The sequence below is a fragment of the Anoxybacillus sp. UARK-01 genome (assembly GCF_002075365.1).
GTDB lineage: Bacteria > Bacillota > Bacilli > Bacillales > Anoxybacillaceae > Anoxybacteroides > Anoxybacteroides rupiense.
Genome location: NZ_NASY01000030.1, coordinates 60733 through 75880, shown reverse-complemented (window position 1 = coordinate 75880; position 15148 = coordinate 60733). Strand labels below are relative to the sequence as shown.

Annotated in this window: 17 protein-coding genes; all 17 read left to right on the top strand. The window is 43.2% G+C overall.

Translation table 11 applies throughout. From position 1 onward, the window contains the following. The gene (locus B6A27_RS04315; RefSeq protein WP_080860408.1) at positions 1-2037 is read left to right on the top strand and encodes a chemotaxis protein CheA; all 2037 of its coding nucleotides are present in this window, start codon (positions 1-3) and stop codon (positions 2035-2037) included. Between the two features lie 45 nt (positions 2038-2082). After that, positions 2083-2538: a chemotaxis protein CheW gene (locus tag B6A27_RS04310; RefSeq protein ID WP_044746121.1), complete on the top strand. Its 456-nt coding sequence runs from the start codon at positions 2083-2085 to the stop codon at positions 2536-2538. 23 nt (positions 2539-2561) lie between these two features. Further along, the gene (locus tag B6A27_RS04305) at positions 2562-3194 is read left to right on the top strand and encodes a chemotaxis protein CheC (RefSeq protein ID WP_044746120.1); all 633 of its coding nucleotides are present in this window, start codon (positions 2562-2564) and stop codon (positions 3192-3194) included. Further along, entirely contained in the window at positions 3191-3691 is a 501-nt protein-coding gene (locus B6A27_RS04300) for a chemotaxis protein CheD (RefSeq protein ID WP_044746119.1), read from the top strand. The genes B6A27_RS04305 and B6A27_RS04300 overlap by 4 nt, the downstream gene beginning before the upstream one ends. Further along, positions 3692-4012 (top strand): hypothetical protein, encoded by a 321-nt coding sequence (locus tag B6A27_RS04295; RefSeq protein ID WP_080860407.1) that lies wholly within the window; start codon positions 3692-3694, stop codon positions 4010-4012. Positions 4013-4059: 47 nt separating this feature from the next. Continuing rightward, positions 4060-4824: a FliA/WhiG family RNA polymerase sigma factor gene (locus B6A27_RS04290; RefSeq protein WP_044746117.1), complete on the top strand. Its 765-nt coding sequence runs from the start codon at positions 4060-4062 to the stop codon at positions 4822-4824. A 366-nt stretch (positions 4825-5190) separates the two neighbouring features. Further along, positions 5191-5451, top strand: coding sequence for a hypothetical protein (locus B6A27_RS04285; protein ID WP_044746116.1), 261 nt, complete (start codon positions 5191-5193; stop codon positions 5449-5451). Between the two features lie 9 nt (positions 5452-5460). After that, the gene (locus tag B6A27_RS04280) at positions 5461-5961 is read left to right on the top strand and encodes a hypothetical protein (RefSeq protein ID WP_080860405.1); all 501 of its coding nucleotides are present in this window, start codon (positions 5461-5463) and stop codon (positions 5959-5961) included. A gap of 155 nt (positions 5962-6116) precedes the next feature. Continuing rightward, entirely contained in the window at positions 6117-6824 is a 708-nt protein-coding gene (rpsB, locus tag B6A27_RS04275; protein WP_044746114.1) for a 30S ribosomal protein S2, read from the top strand. 177 nt (positions 6825-7001) lie between these two features. Further along, positions 7002-7883 carry a translation elongation factor Ts gene (gene tsf / locus B6A27_RS04270; RefSeq protein WP_066147271.1) on the top strand — a complete coding sequence of 294 codons (882 nt, stop codon included), beginning with the start codon at positions 7002-7004 and terminating at the stop codon, positions 7881-7883. 71 nt (positions 7884-7954) lie between these two features. Beyond that, a complete protein-coding gene (pyrH, locus tag B6A27_RS04265; RefSeq protein WP_044746112.1) occupies positions 7955-8677 on the top strand; it encodes a UMP kinase in 723 nt (240 codons plus the stop codon). A 2-nt stretch (positions 8678-8679) separates the two neighbouring features. Next, positions 8680-9237 (top strand): ribosome recycling factor, encoded by a 558-nt coding sequence (frr, locus tag B6A27_RS04260; RefSeq protein ID WP_044746111.1) that lies wholly within the window; start codon positions 8680-8682, stop codon positions 9235-9237. A 158-nt stretch (positions 9238-9395) separates the two neighbouring features. Further along, complete coding sequence (locus B6A27_RS04255) at positions 9396-10169, top strand: undecaprenyl pyrophosphate synthase (RefSeq protein WP_080860403.1); 774 nt, start codon at positions 9396-9398, stop codon at positions 10167-10169. Positions 10170-10174: 5 nt separating this feature from the next. Beyond that, positions 10175-10960 carry a phosphatidate cytidylyltransferase gene (locus B6A27_RS04250; RefSeq protein ID WP_080860401.1) on the top strand — a complete coding sequence of 262 codons (786 nt, stop codon included), beginning with the start codon at positions 10175-10177 and terminating at the stop codon, positions 10958-10960. A 19-nt stretch (positions 10961-10979) separates the two neighbouring features. Next, entirely contained in the window at positions 10980-12128 is a 1149-nt protein-coding gene (gene dxr, locus B6A27_RS04245; RefSeq protein ID WP_080860418.1) for a 1-deoxy-D-xylulose-5-phosphate reductoisomerase, read from the top strand. Positions 12129-12143: 15 nt separating this feature from the next. Continuing rightward, a complete protein-coding gene (gene rseP / locus B6A27_RS04240; RefSeq protein ID WP_066147276.1) occupies positions 12144-13412 on the top strand; it encodes an RIP metalloprotease RseP in 1269 nt (422 codons plus the stop codon). A gap of 24 nt (positions 13413-13436) precedes the next feature. Beyond that, a complete protein-coding gene (locus tag B6A27_RS04235; protein WP_080860400.1) occupies positions 13437-15137 on the top strand; it encodes a proline--tRNA ligase in 1701 nt (566 codons plus the stop codon). Positions 15138-15148 lie beyond the last annotated feature (11 nt).

Here is a 15148-nt window from a genome sequence, read left to right as displayed (position 1 = left end):
ATGGATATGAGTCAATATTTAGAGATTTTTATCGATGAAAGCAAAGAGCATTTGCAAACGATTAATGAACAGCTATTAGAGCTGGAAAAAAATCCGGAAGATCTTTCAATTGTCAATGAAATTTTCCGTTCTGCCCATACTCTTAAGGGAATGTCGGCAACAATGGGGTTTGAAGATTTAGCGAATTTAACCCACCAAATGGAAAATGTGCTTGATGGAATTCGCAACCATAAGATTGTCGTGACAGCGGATTTGCTTGATGTTGTTTTTTCAGCTGTTGATGATTTAGAGGCAATGGTGAATTCCATTGCGGAAGGAGGGGATGGAAAGCGGGATGTCCATGAAGTTGTACAGCAGCTCAAACAAATTGAAAAAGGGGAAGTGCCATCCTTTGCTTCTGAAACAAAACAGGAAGCTGTGAATACCGCTCCAGCTCTCGTTCAAACCTATGGAGAATTTGAATACAACATTCTTCAGCAATCGAAAGAACAAGGATTTTATGCATATGAAATTCGCGTCAAGTTGCGCGCGGATTGTTTGCTAAAGGCGGCGCGCGTGTTCATGGTATTTGAAGTGCTCAATCAAGCGGGAGAAGTTATCAAATCGAATCCTCCTGTCGAGCAGCTAGAGGAAGAGCAGTTTGACCAAGAATTTATCGTTACGGTTGTTACGAAGGAACCGACAGAGCAAATCTATGAGCGGATTATGAAAGTGTCTGAGATAGAAGAAGTAGTTGTTCATGCGATTGATGTCGATCAATTCAAGTCGGCTCAGGAGGTGGTTCCTAAAGAGACAGAAGTGGTAGCCGCACAGGAATCAGAAGAGGTGGCTGTGACTGTTGAAAAAACGGAGCAAAAAGAAAAAGAAACAGCGCATAAGCAGGCGGCGGCCAATAAAACGATCCGAGTCAACATTGAGCGCTTGGATATTCTCATGAATTTATTCGAAGAGCTAGTCATTGACAGAGGGAGATTGGAGCAAATTTCTCGTGAACTGAACCACCCAGAGCTCCACGAAACAGTAGAAAGAATGTCGCGCATTTCAAGCGATTTACAAAATATTATTTTGAATATGCGCATGGTTCCGGTCGAAACGGTCTTCAATCGTTTCCCGCGCATGGTTCGGCAATTGGCGCGCGATTTAGGTAAAAAAATCAACTTGGAGATTATCGGAGCGGAAACAGAATTAGACCGCACCGTTATTGATGAAATTGGCGATCCGCTTGTCCATTTGCTGCGCAATGCGATTGATCATGGCATCGAAATGCCAGAGGTGCGCCGTGCCAAAGGCAAGCCGGAGGAAGGCACCGTGAAGCTGAAAGCGTATCATAGCGGAAATCATGTGTTTATTGAAATTGAGGATGATGGAGCTGGCATCAATCGCGAAAAAGTATTGCAAAAGGCGATCAATAAGGGAGTTATTTCTAAGCAAAATGTCGCCAATTTAACAGATAAACAAATATGTGAGCTTATCTTTGCATCTGGCTTTTCCACGGCGGATAAAATTTCCGATATTTCAGGACGCGGCGTCGGTCTTGATGTTGTTAAAAACACAATCGAATCGCTTGGCGGATCTGTAACCATTGATTCCGAAGAAGGCAGCGGCTCGATTTTCTCCATTCAACTGCCTTTAACATTATCGATTATTTCTGTCATGCTGGTAGAAATTCAGCATGAAAAATATGCGATTCCGCTTTCTTCGATTATTGAAACAGCGATTATTAAAAAAGAAGATGTTTTGCATGCGCATCATCAAAAGGTGATTGATTTCCGCGGAAAAGTGGTCCCGCTCTTATTCTTAAAAGATGTGTTTGAAGTGCCTGCTGTGAAAGAAGAAGAGGATTTCCTTTCCGTCGTTATTGTGCGCAAAGGAGAAAAAATGGCAGGTCTTGTGGTGGATTCATTTATCGGTCAGCAAGAGGTCGTTTTAAAGTCGCTTGGCAATTATTTAACATCCGTGTTTGCCATTTCAGGCGCTACCATCTTGGGAGATGGACAGGTTGCATTAATTATTGATTGCAATGCATTGATCAAATAGACCTGTTATAGAGATGCCGCATGGTCCTAAGGAGGAATGGAGAAAATGGTGGAAGTTCGGGAAACGGAATTAAAAGTGATTGTTTTTCAATTGAAGGATGAAGAATACGCAATTCCTGTACAGCAGGTTCGTTCGATTGAAAAAGTTCAGCATATTACTCGCGTTCCAAGAACTCCTAAGTTTGTAAAAGGAGTGATTAATTTACGTGGGGTTGTGACTCCGATTATTGATTTGCGAGAGCGGTTTGGTATTGAATCACAATCGTTTAATGAGCAGACCCGAGTGATTATCGTTGCGCTTGGCGAAATTGAGGTCGGGCTGATCGTGGATGCTGCAAACGATGTGTTGGATATACCAGTCAAGAGCATCGAGCCCCCTCCAGAAGTAATTGAAGCCATAGAGGCTGATTATATTAACGGAGTGGCGAAGGTTGGCAAGAGATTATTAATTTTATTAAACTTAGAAAAAGTACTCGATGCCGAAAAATCAGTTTTAGCGTAAATAGATAGAGGGGACGTTTAACCATGTCAAATGTCAATCGCTTGAATGCGGATCATATGGATATTTTGCGAGAAATAGGCAATATTGGCGCTGGAAATGCAGCTACGGCACTCTCCAAGCTGTTAAATAAAAAAATTGAAATGAAGGTGCCGAATGTTCAGGTTGTCTCATTTGATGAAATGATGGACTTAGTCGGGGGAGCGGAACAGGTTGTAGCTGCTGTTTTTCTAAGAATTGAAGGCGAAGCGCCGGGAAATATGTTTTTTGTTTTATCGTTGCCGCAAGCGGAACAATTTATAAAGCAAATGACGGGTGATCACCAATTTTCGTTTGCCTCGCCACAGTCCGATCTTGGCCTATCTGCTTTGCAAGAATTAGGAAATATATTAGCAGGGTCGTATCTTTCTGCTTTAGCTGATTTCACCCATTTAAAGCTGTATCCGTCAGTGCCGGCACTGACCATTGATATGATCGGAGCGATTTTGCAATACGGGCTGCTGGAGCTGTCACGGGTTGGCGATTATGCAATCGTGATTGATACAGCCGTTCATGAAGAACACCAGCCGCAAGATAGCGTGAATGGCCATTTCTTTCTTCTTCCTGATCCTGATTCATTTACCCCTATTTTTCGTTCACTAGGTGTCGAACTGTCATGAATGAAATTGTGAACGTCATAAAAGTAGGGATTGCTGATATGAATGTCGTTCAGGTGCCTTATCTTATTCGTACATCTGGATTAGGGTCTTGCGTTGGTGTTGTCGTTTTTGATTTGATGAAAGGAGTTGCTGGATTGGCGCATGTGATGCTGCCTAGTTCATCGCTGGCAAGGTCGGAAAGCCTAAATGTAGCCAAATACGCAGATACGGCAATAGAAGCGCTTATATCGCTTGTTGTAAAAGCGGGCGGCAGAAAAAGCGCCCTTAAAGCGAAAATGGCTGGCGGAGCACAAATGTTTCAGTTTCATTCAGCCAATACGGACATGATGAGGATTGGACCAAGAAATGTTGAAGCGGTCAAGCAGCAGCTGCAACGCTTCCATATTCCGATCGTGGCCGAAGATGTGGGAGGAAACAGCGGAAGAACGATTGAATTTAATCCGCAAACAGGTCTTTTATTTATTCGCACAGTTAACCAAGGAGTAAAAGAAATATAGATGGTTTGTGCATTGACGGGTCGGGTATTATTCGGAACAGCTGGATTTATGTTGGTGTTTTTCTTATCGTTTCCTGCCCATACAATAGCTACGACGCTTTTACGCAGCGCGGTCTCTTTTATCGCCTTCTTTGTGAGCGGCTATGTGTTTCAATGGATGTTTGCCTATATTAGTAGAGAATCGGTCCAAGCAAAGAAAAAGCCTTCACATTCGCTGGATGCCAACGAGCTGCAACCATTAACGGAAGGACTTACAAAAGAAGAAGCACAGCAGGTTGCCGCTTACATTCGGCATATGCTCCATGACGAAAAAGACGGTTAATGAACATATGCCATCAAGCAGTTTCAGGATGAACGGGGAGGAGTATCATGACAAACGCCTCAGCGCGCAAGGAGCAAAATTATTGGGACAATTGGATTGATAAGCGTGATCCACAAGCGGGAGATGAGCTTGTACAAAGATACATGCCGCTTGTGTATTATCAAGTACAACGAATTGCTGTATCATTGCCCAAAACTGTAAACAAACAAGATTTAATCAGCTTTGGATTAATGGGGCTTTACGACGCGCTTGAAAGATTTGATCCTTCTCGCGACTTAAAATTTGATACGTATGCTTCGTTTCGAATTCGCGGCGCCATTTTAGACGGATTGCGGAAGGAAGACTGGCTCCCTCGCAGCACAAGAGAAAAGGCGAAAAAAATTGAAGCCGCCATTGCGAAAATGGAGCAGCGGCATATGCGGACAGTGACTGCCAAAGAAGTCGCAGATGAACTAGGCATGACTGAAGAAGAAGTATGTTCAGTCATGAATGAGGGGTTTTTTGCTAATATTTTATCTCTTGATGATTGGTCGAAGGAAAACGAAGAAGAAGAAAACAGCCCGCTAACGCTGCGTGATGAAAAAACGTCGTCGCCCGAAGAGGCGGTTCTAAGACAAGAAATGTATGAGCAGCTTGCTGCTGTTATTAAGCAGCTAAACGAAAAAGAACAGCTTGTGATCAGCTTGTTTTATAAAGAGGAGTTAACCTTGACCGAAATTGGGCAAATTATGGGATTATCGACATCGCGGATTTCACAAATACATTCAAAAGCGATTTTTAAACTGCGAAAAATATTAACACAAGTGTTATAATGAACTCATCAGCCAGTTGAGCGCCGTTGGTGAAAGCTGTTTTCATCATCTAAAACATGCAGATGGGTTTTCGGGCAATTTAGCGTGCTTGAACCAATATAGATAAGGTCAAACCGACAAGCTGTCTGTTTGTCGGCGGTGACAAAAATAAGGAATGAAAGCAGTTTGCCATAAGGATGTGTGGAGGGAATACAGGACGATTTGGTTAGATCATAGCAGAGACGAGCCTTTCGATAGCGGTTTCCTCTTTATATGATCGCTCTTTCTTTCGTCTGAGTTTCCCCAGACTGACAAACGTCTTCAAAAACAGACAAGGTTCATTGCTAATGATGCCAGAAAATCGGTCTGTGCAAAGGAAGTGAAAGCATGAGTTTGAAATTAGTAGAATTGCAAGTAGCACTTCCGAGAATGAACGAAATCGGAAAGATCCAAGAACAGCTTCAGCAGCAATCTGGGCTTGCTCAAGCGCAATTAGCAGCAGCTATGCAGAAGCGGCAAGAACGCGCGAAACGGCAGGTGACAAGCAAACAGACCACCCAAAGCGCCCGTTGGGAAAAGGAAAAGCATGGGATACAGCATAAACAAGTTCATCCATATAAAGGAAAAAATATCGATTTAATGGGGTAGAAGAATTCAATGATCGCATTTTTATTGACTGTAAGCTTTGCCTTGCATGCTCTCTCTCTTTTTATCATCATTTTATTGTATTTGCAGCTGTCAAAGGTAAAAGAGGTTGAAAAAAAGCAATCACAGCTTATTCAAGAGATGGAAGAGACGATTTCAGCTTATTTGTTGGAATGGAAAGAGGAAAATGAACGCTTTTTGCAAGCGTTGTCGCAAAGGATGAGAAGCTGCGACAGTGTGCAAACGAAGCCATCGCCTGCTCCTAAACAGCATTCTGCTCCAGTAAAGGATGATGAGTGGCTGCCGCCGATGGAGCAGGTTGACACTATCAAAGACAGAATAGAAATCAGCGAAACGAACCAGCAGCAAAAGGAAGTTCCATCCCCTCCTTCCTCTATTGCAGAACAGGCAGAACAGCTGCAAAAAGAAGGAAAAACGATTGAAGAAATCGCGAAATTGTTGAATAAAGGAAAAACAGAAATTGAACTGCTGCTCAAATTTCGGCAAATGTAGCGAAATACAGCTTGATTGTCGTTTTTAATTGTGATATATTTTTACATGGTGTGAATACACACGCTTATGGATTTAAGCAATGGTGCTGATGTCTCAGTCTTGCTTAAGGATGAAATAGGCGGAGGAAAGAAACCATTTACAGGAGGAAAAGATCAATGTCAGTGATTTCAATGAAACAATTGCTTGAAGCAGGTGTTCATTTTGGACATCAAACGCGCCGTTGGAACCCTAAAATGAAAAAATATATCTTCACTGAGCGCAACGGCATTTATATTATCGATTTGCAAAAAACAGTAAAAAAAGTTGAGGAAGCTTACAACTTTGTTAGAGAATTAGCAGCAAATGGCGGAAAAGTTCTTTTTGTAGGTACAAAGAAGCAAGCACAGGACTCTGTTAAAGAAGAAGCAGAACGTTCTGGTATGTTCTATGTAAATCAGCGCTGGTTAGGCGGTACATTAACGAACTTTGAAACCATTCAAAAACGGATTAAACGCTTGAAAGAGATTGAAAAAATGGCAGAAGACGGAACATTTGATGTATTGCCTAAAAAAGAAGTGATTGGCTTGAAAAAAGAGCTAGAGCGTTTAGAGAAATTTTTAGGCGGTATTAAAGAAATGAAGCAGCTTCCAGATGCGTTATTTGTTATCGATCCTCGCAAAGAGCGCATCGCGGTTGCAGAAGCGCGCAAATTAAATATCCCGATCGTTGGTATTGTTGATACAAACTGCGATCCAGATGAAATTGACTATGTCATTCCGGCAAATGACGATGCGATCCGTGCCGTAAAACTTCTCACAGCAAAAATTGCAGATGCTATTTTAGAAGCAAAACAAGGCGAAGAAGCTGTTGTAGCCGCTGAATAAACAGGCTTCAAAAAAGTTTGGAAAGGTGATAAGAGGGGAAGTGCCTTTTATCACCTTTTTTTGAGACAGAAATTCTCCCTTGTTTGGCTATACTAAAAAGGGCGGGAGCAAACAAAATTTGCGCTGCGAATTTTGTTTACATATATGCGTATACACTAGAAGGAGGACATGATTCTTATGGCAATTACAGCTCAAATGGTAAAAGAGTTACGTGAAAAAACGGGCGCAGGCATGATGGATTGTAAAAAAGCGCTCACAGAAACAAACGGAGATATGGAGAAAGCGATTGACTGGCTTCGCGAAAAAGGAATTGCGAAAGCAGCTAAAAAAGCGGACCGAATTGCTGCGGAAGGAACAACACTTATTGAAGTGCAAGGCAATACAGCTGTTATTTTGGAAGTAAACTCTGAAACTGACTTCGTAGCGAAAAACGAAGGGTTCAAAGTGCTTGTAAAAGAGCTTGCTGCTCATCTATTAACGCACAAGCCAGCAACAGTAGAAGCAGCGCTTCAGCAAACAATGGATAACGGTACAACTGTAGAAGAGCATATTAATGCCGCTATTGCCAAAATCGGTGAAAAACTAACGCTTCGCCGCTTTGAAATTGTTGAAAAAGGAGACAATGCAGCGTTTGGAGCTTACCTTCACATGGGTGGACGCATCGGCGTATTGACGGTGCTAGAAGGAACAACAGATGAGGCGATTGCAAAGGATGTAGCTATGCATATTGCAGCGCTTAATCCAAAATATGTATCTCGCGATCAAGTGTCTCAGGAAGAAATTAACCGTGAGCGCGAAGTATTAAAGCAACAAGCTCTTAACGAAGGAAAACCAGAAAATATTGTAGAAAAAATGGTAGAGGGCCGTTTAAATAAATTTTATGAAGACATTTGCTTGCTAGAGCAATCGTTTGTAAAAAATCCAGATATGAAAGTTCGTCAATTTGTTGAAACAAATGGTGCGACAGTAAAAAGCTTCGTTCGTTATGAAGTGGGCGAAGGAATCGAAAAACGCCAGGATAACTTCGCTGAAGAAGTAATGAACCAAGTTAGAAAGTAATGAGCGAAGCGGAATAGGGAACACAACAGGTGTTCCCTATTTTTAAAGATTAGCTTACACGGAGGAGTAACATGAGCAATCCAAAGTATAAACGTGTTGTGCTGAAGTTAAGCGGCGAAGCTTTAGCGGGGGATCAAGGATTTGGAATCAATCCCGCAATTATTAAATCCATTGCCAAGCAAGTGAAAGAAATCGCAGAGCTAGGTGTGGAAGTGGCTGTTGTAGTTGGGGGAGGAAATATTTGGCGCGGAAAAATTGGCAGCGAAATGGGGATGGACCGGGCTACTGCTGATTATATGGGCATGCTTGCAACCGTCATGAATTCGCTGGCGCTTCAGGATAGCCTTGAGCATCTCGGGGTGGAAACGCGCGTACAGACATCCATCGAAATGCGTCAAGTCGCAGAACCATACATAAGAAGAAGAGCGATTCGCCACCTTGAGAAAAAACGTGTCGTCATTTTTGCTGCTGGCACCGGCAATCCTTATTTTTCCACTGATACAACGGCTGCGCTTCGTGCCGCAGAAATTGAAGCAGACGTTATTTTAATGGCGAAAAATAATGTAGACGGCGTTTACAACGCTGATCCCAAAATCGATCAAAATGCAGTGAAATATGACCAGCTTTCATATCTTGATGTCATTAAACAAGGACTAGGCGTCATGGATTCAACAGCTTCCTCTTTATGCATGGATAACGATATTCCGTTAATTGTATTTTCGATTATGGAGGAAGGCAATATAAAACGCGTTGTTCTTGGCGAAAATATAGGAACAATTGTAAGGGGGAAATAAACATGGCAAAGCAAGTATTAACAACAACAAAAGAAAAAATGGATAAAGCCGTCCAGGCTTTTAGCCGCGAATTAGCCGGAATTCGCGCAGGAAGAGCGAATCCAGGGCTGCTTGAAAAAATTACAGTCGATTACTACGGGGTATCGACGCCGATCAATCAATTGGCGGGCATCACGGTCCCAGAAGCGCGTTTGCTTGTTATTCAACCATACGACAAATCGATCTTAAAAGATATTGAAAAATCTATTTTGGCTTCTGATTTAGGATTAACTCCATCCAATGACGGCTCGGTCATCCGCATTACGATTCCGCCGTTAACAGAAGAGCGCCGCCGCGAGCTTGTCAAGGTTGTCAAGAAATATTCAGAAGATGCGAAAGTAGCCGTTCGTAATATTCGCCGCGATGCAAACGATGACTTGAAAAAGCTAGAGAAAAACGGCGACATTACGGAAGACGAATTGCGTGGCTATACAGACGATATTCAAAAAATAACCGACGAGCATATCGCTAAAATCGAAGCTCTGACAAAGGAAAAAGAAAAAGAAGTAATGGAAGTATAATCTTCTTGCTGGCTGATGCAAAAAACCCTCTATGTGCAAAGAGGGTTTTTTTGCTATAATGAAAAAGCGAAATGAGGTACATGTTTGACGAATGTTTTGTTTCTTGATTACACTAGCCTCATAGTATGTTGAAAATATCGAAAAAGCGGAGGACTAGGATGTTTAATAAGATTTGGAAACATAAAGAGCAATCGAATTTTTCGATTGAGTATACAAAAGAAAATATTTTGCAGCAGCCTGTTCCTGAGCATGTTGCTATCATTATGGATGGCAATGGCCGCTGGGCGAAAAAACGGGCATTACCGCGGGCGGCGGGACATTATGAAGGGATGCAGGTTGTTCGCAAAATTACTCGCTTTGCCAATGAACTGGGAATTAAAGTATTAACACTTTATGCGTTCTCCACTGAAAACTGGAAGCGACCCAAAAGCGAGGTTGACTATTTAATGAAGCTTCCCGAGCAGTTTCTAACCACCTTTTTGCCGGAATTAATTGAAGAGAACGTAACCGTTCGTGTTATCGGGGACTGCAATCAGCTTCCGGAGCATACGCAGACCGCTGTTAAAAAAGCGGTGGAAGACACGAAGCATAATACAGGTCTTATTTTAAATTTTGCATTAAATTACGGCAGCCGCGCTGAAATTACGCAAGCAGTAAAAGAAATCGCAAAGCAGGTGCAGCAAGGGCATTTATGTGCGGAGCAAATCGATGAAGAAGTAGTGGCTTCTTATTTAATGACTAGAAATTTAAAAGATCCTGATTTGCTGATTCGTACAAGCGGAGAAATTCGGTTAAGCAACTTTATGCTTTGGCAGCTTGCTTATACCGAGTTTTGGTTTACTGATGTACTTTGGCCAGATTTTACAGAACAGCATTTATTAGAAGCGATTGCGGAATTTCAAAAGCGTGGTCGCCGGTTTGGAGGAATTTAAACAAGATGAAGCAGAGAGTGATTACAGGAGTTATAGCCGCCGCTCTTTTTTTGCCAATCGTTATTTTTGGCGGAATTCCGTTTATAATAGTAACATATGTATTAGCAACGATTGGGCTGTTTGAGCTTTTGCGCATGAAGCGTGTGCAGCTGCTTTCGCCTGAGTCTGTTGTGAGTTTTCTTTTATTATGGGGACTGCTTTTGCGCAGCTCATGGCTTGACAATGTTCATCTCGAAAAAATGGAGCTGTTGCTGCTTGCGGTTCTTTTCGTGCTCATCTACACAGTCACGACAAAAAATCGTTTCACGTTTGATGATGCAGCTTTTTCGCTGCTTGCTACATTATACGTCGGCTTTGGTTTTTATTATTTTATGGAGACTCGCTTAGCCGGATTGCATTATATGTTTTATGCCTTATTCATCATTTGGGCAACGGATACCGGCGCCTATTTTACTGGCCGGGCGTTTGGAAAACGGAAGCTTTGGCCGGAAATCAGCCCGAATAAAACGGTAGAAGGCTCCATTGGCGGCACGATTTGTGCGCTTGTTGTGGCCATCGTCTACCAGCTGTGCACTCATTTTTTTGCAAGTATCCCATGGCTCCTTGTGATGACGGTGGTTCTGTCGATTGTTGGACAACTGGGCGATTTAGTAGAGTCAGCATTTAAGCGGCATTATAACGTGAAGGATTCCGGTAATATTTTGCCGGGACATGGCGGTATTTTAGACCGATTTGATAGTTTATTGTTTATGTTGCCAATTTTGCATTTGTTTATGAGTATGGTGTTGTAAAAGGTTAGGAGTGAAGATGTTGAAGTATATTAGCTTATTAGGAGCAAGCGGATCCATCGGTATGCAAACGCTTGATGTGATTCGTTCCCATCCGGATCAGTTTTGCCTTGTGGCGATGTCCATAGGGAAAAATCACGAAGCAGCCCGGGCCATTATTGAAGAGTTTCATCCTGAGCTTGTGGCGGTTGCCGACTCTGCTGTCTACGATGCCCTTTATCGTGAATTTCGTGGATCCGTTAAAATCATTTTTGGAGATGAAGGACTCGTTGAGGCAGCAACCTACTCGAAAGCTACGATCGTCGTCAATGCATTGATGGGAAGCATCGGGCTGATTCCGACATTAAAAGCAATTGAAGCGCGTAAAACCATTGCTTTGGCGAATAAAGAGACATTGGTCACGGCGGGGCACATTGTAACCAAAGCCGCGCAAAACCACAATGTTGCATTGCTTCCGGTTGATAGCGAGCATTCTGCGATTTTTCAATGCTTGCAAGGAGAAAAGCACAAAAATGTCGAAAAACTTATTTTAACAGCTTCAGGAGGAAGCTTCCGGGACTGTACGCGCGAACAGCTCCACCATGTGACAGTGGAGGATGCGCTACGCCATCCAAATTGGTCGATGGGGGCCAAAATTACGATTGATTCGGCAACGATGATGAATAAAGGACTTGAAGTGATTGAAGCCCATTGGTTATTCGGATTGCCGTATGAACAAATTGATGTTTTGTTACATAGAGAAAGCATCGTCCATTCCCTCGTCCAGTTCCATGATAGCAGCGTCATTGCGCAGCTTGGCACACCGGATATGCGCGTACCGATTCAATATGCGCTTACGTATCCAGATCGCTTCAGGCTGCCAGACGCTAGGAAGCTAAATTTGGCGGACATCGGAACACTGCATTTTCAACAGATCGATTTCGAGCGCTATCGTTGTTTACAATTTGCTTACGAGGCAGGACGAGCAGGAGGCTCCTTGCCGACCGTATTAAACGCCGCCAACGAAGAAGCAGTTGCTGCTTTTTTGAGCGGGCGCATCCGCTTTTTAATGATAGAAGATATGGTGGAAAAGGCGCTTGAGAAACATGAGGTGATTAAGAATCCGTCACTTGACGAGATCCGCGAGGTAGACCGCGAAACGCGGCGCTATATCCAGTCACTATTAACTTAAAGGGTGGTTGAAAATTTGAATACATTACAAACAGTGGTTGCATTTGTTGTCATCTTTGGTGCGCTTGTTTTTTTCCATGAGCTTGGACATTTGATTTTTGCGAAGCGTGCAGGAATCTTGTGCCGTGAATTTGCCATTGGATTTGGTCCTAAAGTATTTTCGTTTAAACGAAAGGAAACCGTATACACCATTCGTTTACTTCCGCTTGGAGGATTCGTGCGCATGGCCGGGGAAGATCCGGAAATGGTAGAGGTCAAGCCGGGACAGCTTGTCGGTCTTGAATTTAATCATGAAGGACATGTGCAGAAAATTATTGTCAACCATAAAGATGAATATCCAAACGCTAAAATCATTGAGGTCGAGCAAGCGGATCTGGAACGCGAGATGTATATTGCCGGCTATGAGGATGAGACCGGGGAACGGCTCGTTCGTTTTCCCGTAGCTGAACCAGCCTTTTTTGTTATGGACCATCAAGAAATTCAAATTGCCCCATATCATCGCCAATTTGCTTCCAAAACACTAGGACAGCGAGCCTTAGCGATTGTGGCGGGACCTTTGGCGAACTTTGTATTGGCGTTTATTGTGTTTGTACTGATCGGTCTTTTGCAAGGATACCCCATTGATAAACCGATTATGGGGGAATTGACAAAAGATGGGGCAGCCCGTCAAGCAGGGCTGAAGCAAGGAGATGTCGTGCTTTCGATCGACGACACGCCTGTGACAACTTGGACGCAAGTAGTGGAAACGATTCGCGCTCATCCACAGGAGAAGCTTGTATTTAAAATTAAACGCGGCGATCAAGTGCTTGATGTGCCTGTCACACCGAAGGCACAGACGGTCGAAGGACAGACCATTGGGTTGATAGGTGTTTACAGTCCAATGGAAAAATCGATGATCGGCTCTTTCAAGCAAGGAGCATTAGAAACCTATTATTGGACAAAGCAAATTGTGGTTGGTTTAGGACATCTTATAACAGGAGAATTTTCTCTTGATATGCTATCTGGACCGGTTGGCATTGCTGTATCGACCAATAAAGTGGCACAATCAGGGATTTATTACTTGATGAAATGGGGCGCCATTTTAAGTATTAACCTTGGGATTGTTAATTTATTGCCGCTTCCGGCCCTTGATGGCGGCCGACTTCTATTTTTTGCAATTGAAGGATTGCGCGGCAAACCGATTGATCGACAAAAAGAAGGAATGGTACACTTTATCGGTTTTGCGCTTTTAATGCTTTTAATGCTAGTTGTCACATGGAATGATATTCAAAAATTTTTCCTGTAATATCAAATGAAGAGGTGCAATGAGATGAAACAAAGTCAATCGTTTATTCCAACGCTACGCGAAGTTCCAGCAGATGCAGAAGTGAAAAGCCACCAGCTTTTACTGCGGGCGGGGTTTATACGCCAAAGCTCAAGCGGAGTATATACCTTTTTGCCGCTTGGCCGGCGCGTGCTGCAAAAGGTAGAAGCGATTATTCGCGAGGAAATGAACCGGGCGGGGGCAATTGAATTATTGATGCCTGCTCTTCAACAGGCTGAGCTTTGGCAGGAGTCAGGCCGCTGGTATTCTTATGGGCCGGAGCTGATGCGGCTAAAAGATCGACATGAACGGGATTTTGCGCTTGGACCAACTCATGAGGAAGTGATTACAGCGCTGGTGCGCGATGAAGTAAAAACATATAAGAAACTTCCTTTAACACTCTATCAAATTCAAACAAAATTCCGCGATGAGAAGCGCCCACGATTTGGTTTGCTGCGCGGTCGCGAGTTCATTATGAAGGATGCTTATTCTTTCCACACTTCTAAAGAAAGCCTGGATGAAGTATACAACAAAATGTATGAAGCTTATTCGAATATTTTCCGGCGCTGCGGCTTAAATTTCCGCGCGGTAATTGCTGATTCAGGAGCGATTGGCGGAAAAGATACGCATGAGTTTATGGTGTTGTCTGATATTGGGGAAGACACAATAGCTTATTCAGATGCTTCGGATTTTGCTGCCAATATTGAAATGGCACCAGTTGTTGCTACGTACGAAAAAAGCACAGAACCGCTGAAAGAATTGACAAAAGCGCACACTCCAGAGCAGAAAACAATTGAAGAAGTAGCAGCATTTTTGCAGGTAGCTCCAGAAAAATGCATTAAATCCTTGCTTTTCAAAGTCGATGAAAAATATGTGCTTGTGCTTGTTCGAGGCGACCATGAGGCCAATGATGTCAAAGTGAAAAATCTGCTGGAAGCCTCTGTAGTAGAGCTCGCCTCTCCTGAGGAAACAAAGGCGGTAATGAATTGTCCAATCGGATCGCTCGGACCGATTGCTGTAGATGCATCAGTCACAGTCATTGCCGATTATGCGGTTGAGGCGATTGTCAACGGTATATGCGGCGCAAATGAAGACGGCTATCATTATACAGGAGTGAATCCTGGCCGCGATTTTACTGTTTCACAATACGCCGACTTGCGCTTTATTCAAGAAGGAGATCCTTCCCCAGATGGAAAAGGAACGATCCGATTTGCCCGGGGAATTGAAGTTGGCCATGTTTTTAAATTAGGGACTCGTTATAGTGAAGCAATGAACGCTACTTATCTTGATGAGAATGGACGTACGCAAACGATGATCATGGGCTGCTATGGCATTGGTGTTTCCCGCTTGCTTTCAGCTATTGCTGAGCAATTTGGCGATGAAAACGGTCTTGTTTGGCCAGCCTCTGTTGCTCCGTTCCACATTCATTTAATCCCGGTCAACTTGAAAAACGAGGAGCAGCGTCAGCTTGCAGATGAGTGGTACGAAAAATTGGGACAGGCCGGTTTTGAGGTGCTTTATGATGATCGCCAAGAGCGACCAGGCGTGAAATTTGCCGATAGTGATTTGATCGGCATTCCTGTTCGTGTGACTGTCGGTAAGCGTGCAGGTGAAGGAGTCGTGGAAGTGAAGGTGCGCCAAACAGGAGAATCAATGGAAGTGCCTGTTACAGAATTAATTGAAACAATGAAACGTCTTTTACAATAAGGATTGTAGAA

What these genes read in the sequence shown, in the direction of transcription:
- pyrH (WP_044746112.1), top strand. Translation starts at nt 7,955, where the DNA reads ATGAGCAATCCAAAGTATAAACGTGTTGTGCTGAAGTTAAGCGGCGAA.
- B6A27_RS04310 (WP_044746121.1), top strand. Translation starts at nt 2,083, where the DNA reads ATGGTGGAAGTTCGGGAAACGGAATTAAAAGTGATTGTTTTTCAATTG.
- B6A27_RS04285 (WP_044746116.1), top strand. Translation starts at nt 5,191, where the DNA reads ATGAGTTTGAAATTAGTAGAATTGCAAGTAGCACTTCCGAGAATGAAC.
- B6A27_RS04255 (WP_080860403.1), top strand. Translation starts at nt 9,396, where the DNA reads ATGTTTAATAAGATTTGGAAACATAAAGAGCAATCGAATTTTTCGATT.
- frr (WP_044746111.1), top strand. Translation starts at nt 8,680, where the DNA reads ATGGCAAAGCAAGTATTAACAACAACAAAAGAAAAAATGGATAAAGCC.
- B6A27_RS04235 (WP_080860400.1), top strand. Translation starts at nt 13,437, where the DNA reads ATGAAACAAAGTCAATCGTTTATTCCAACGCTACGCGAAGTTCCAGCA.
- B6A27_RS04295 (WP_080860407.1), top strand. Translation starts at nt 3,692, where the DNA reads ATGGTTTGTGCATTGACGGGTCGGGTATTATTCGGAACAGCTGGATTT.
- B6A27_RS04300 (WP_044746119.1), top strand. Translation starts at nt 3,191, where the DNA reads ATGAATGAAATTGTGAACGTCATAAAAGTAGGGATTGCTGATATGAAT.
- B6A27_RS04305 (WP_044746120.1), top strand. Translation starts at nt 2,562, where the DNA reads ATGTCAAATGTCAATCGCTTGAATGCGGATCATATGGATATTTTGCGA.
- B6A27_RS04290 (WP_044746117.1), top strand. Translation starts at nt 4,060, where the DNA reads ATGACAAACGCCTCAGCGCGCAAGGAGCAAAATTATTGGGACAATTGG.
- B6A27_RS04250 (WP_080860401.1), top strand. Translation starts at nt 10,175, where the DNA reads ATGAAGCAGAGAGTGATTACAGGAGTTATAGCCGCCGCTCTTTTTTTG.
- tsf (WP_066147271.1), top strand. Translation starts at nt 7,002, where the DNA reads ATGGCAATTACAGCTCAAATGGTAAAAGAGTTACGTGAAAAAACGGGC.
- B6A27_RS04280 (WP_080860405.1), top strand. Translation starts at nt 5,461, where the DNA reads ATGATCGCATTTTTATTGACTGTAAGCTTTGCCTTGCATGCTCTCTCT.
- B6A27_RS04315 (WP_080860408.1), top strand. Translation starts at nt 1, where the DNA reads ATGGATATGAGTCAATATTTAGAGATTTTTATCGATGAAAGCAAAGAG.
- rpsB (WP_044746114.1), top strand. Translation starts at nt 6,117, where the DNA reads ATGTCAGTGATTTCAATGAAACAATTGCTTGAAGCAGGTGTTCATTTT.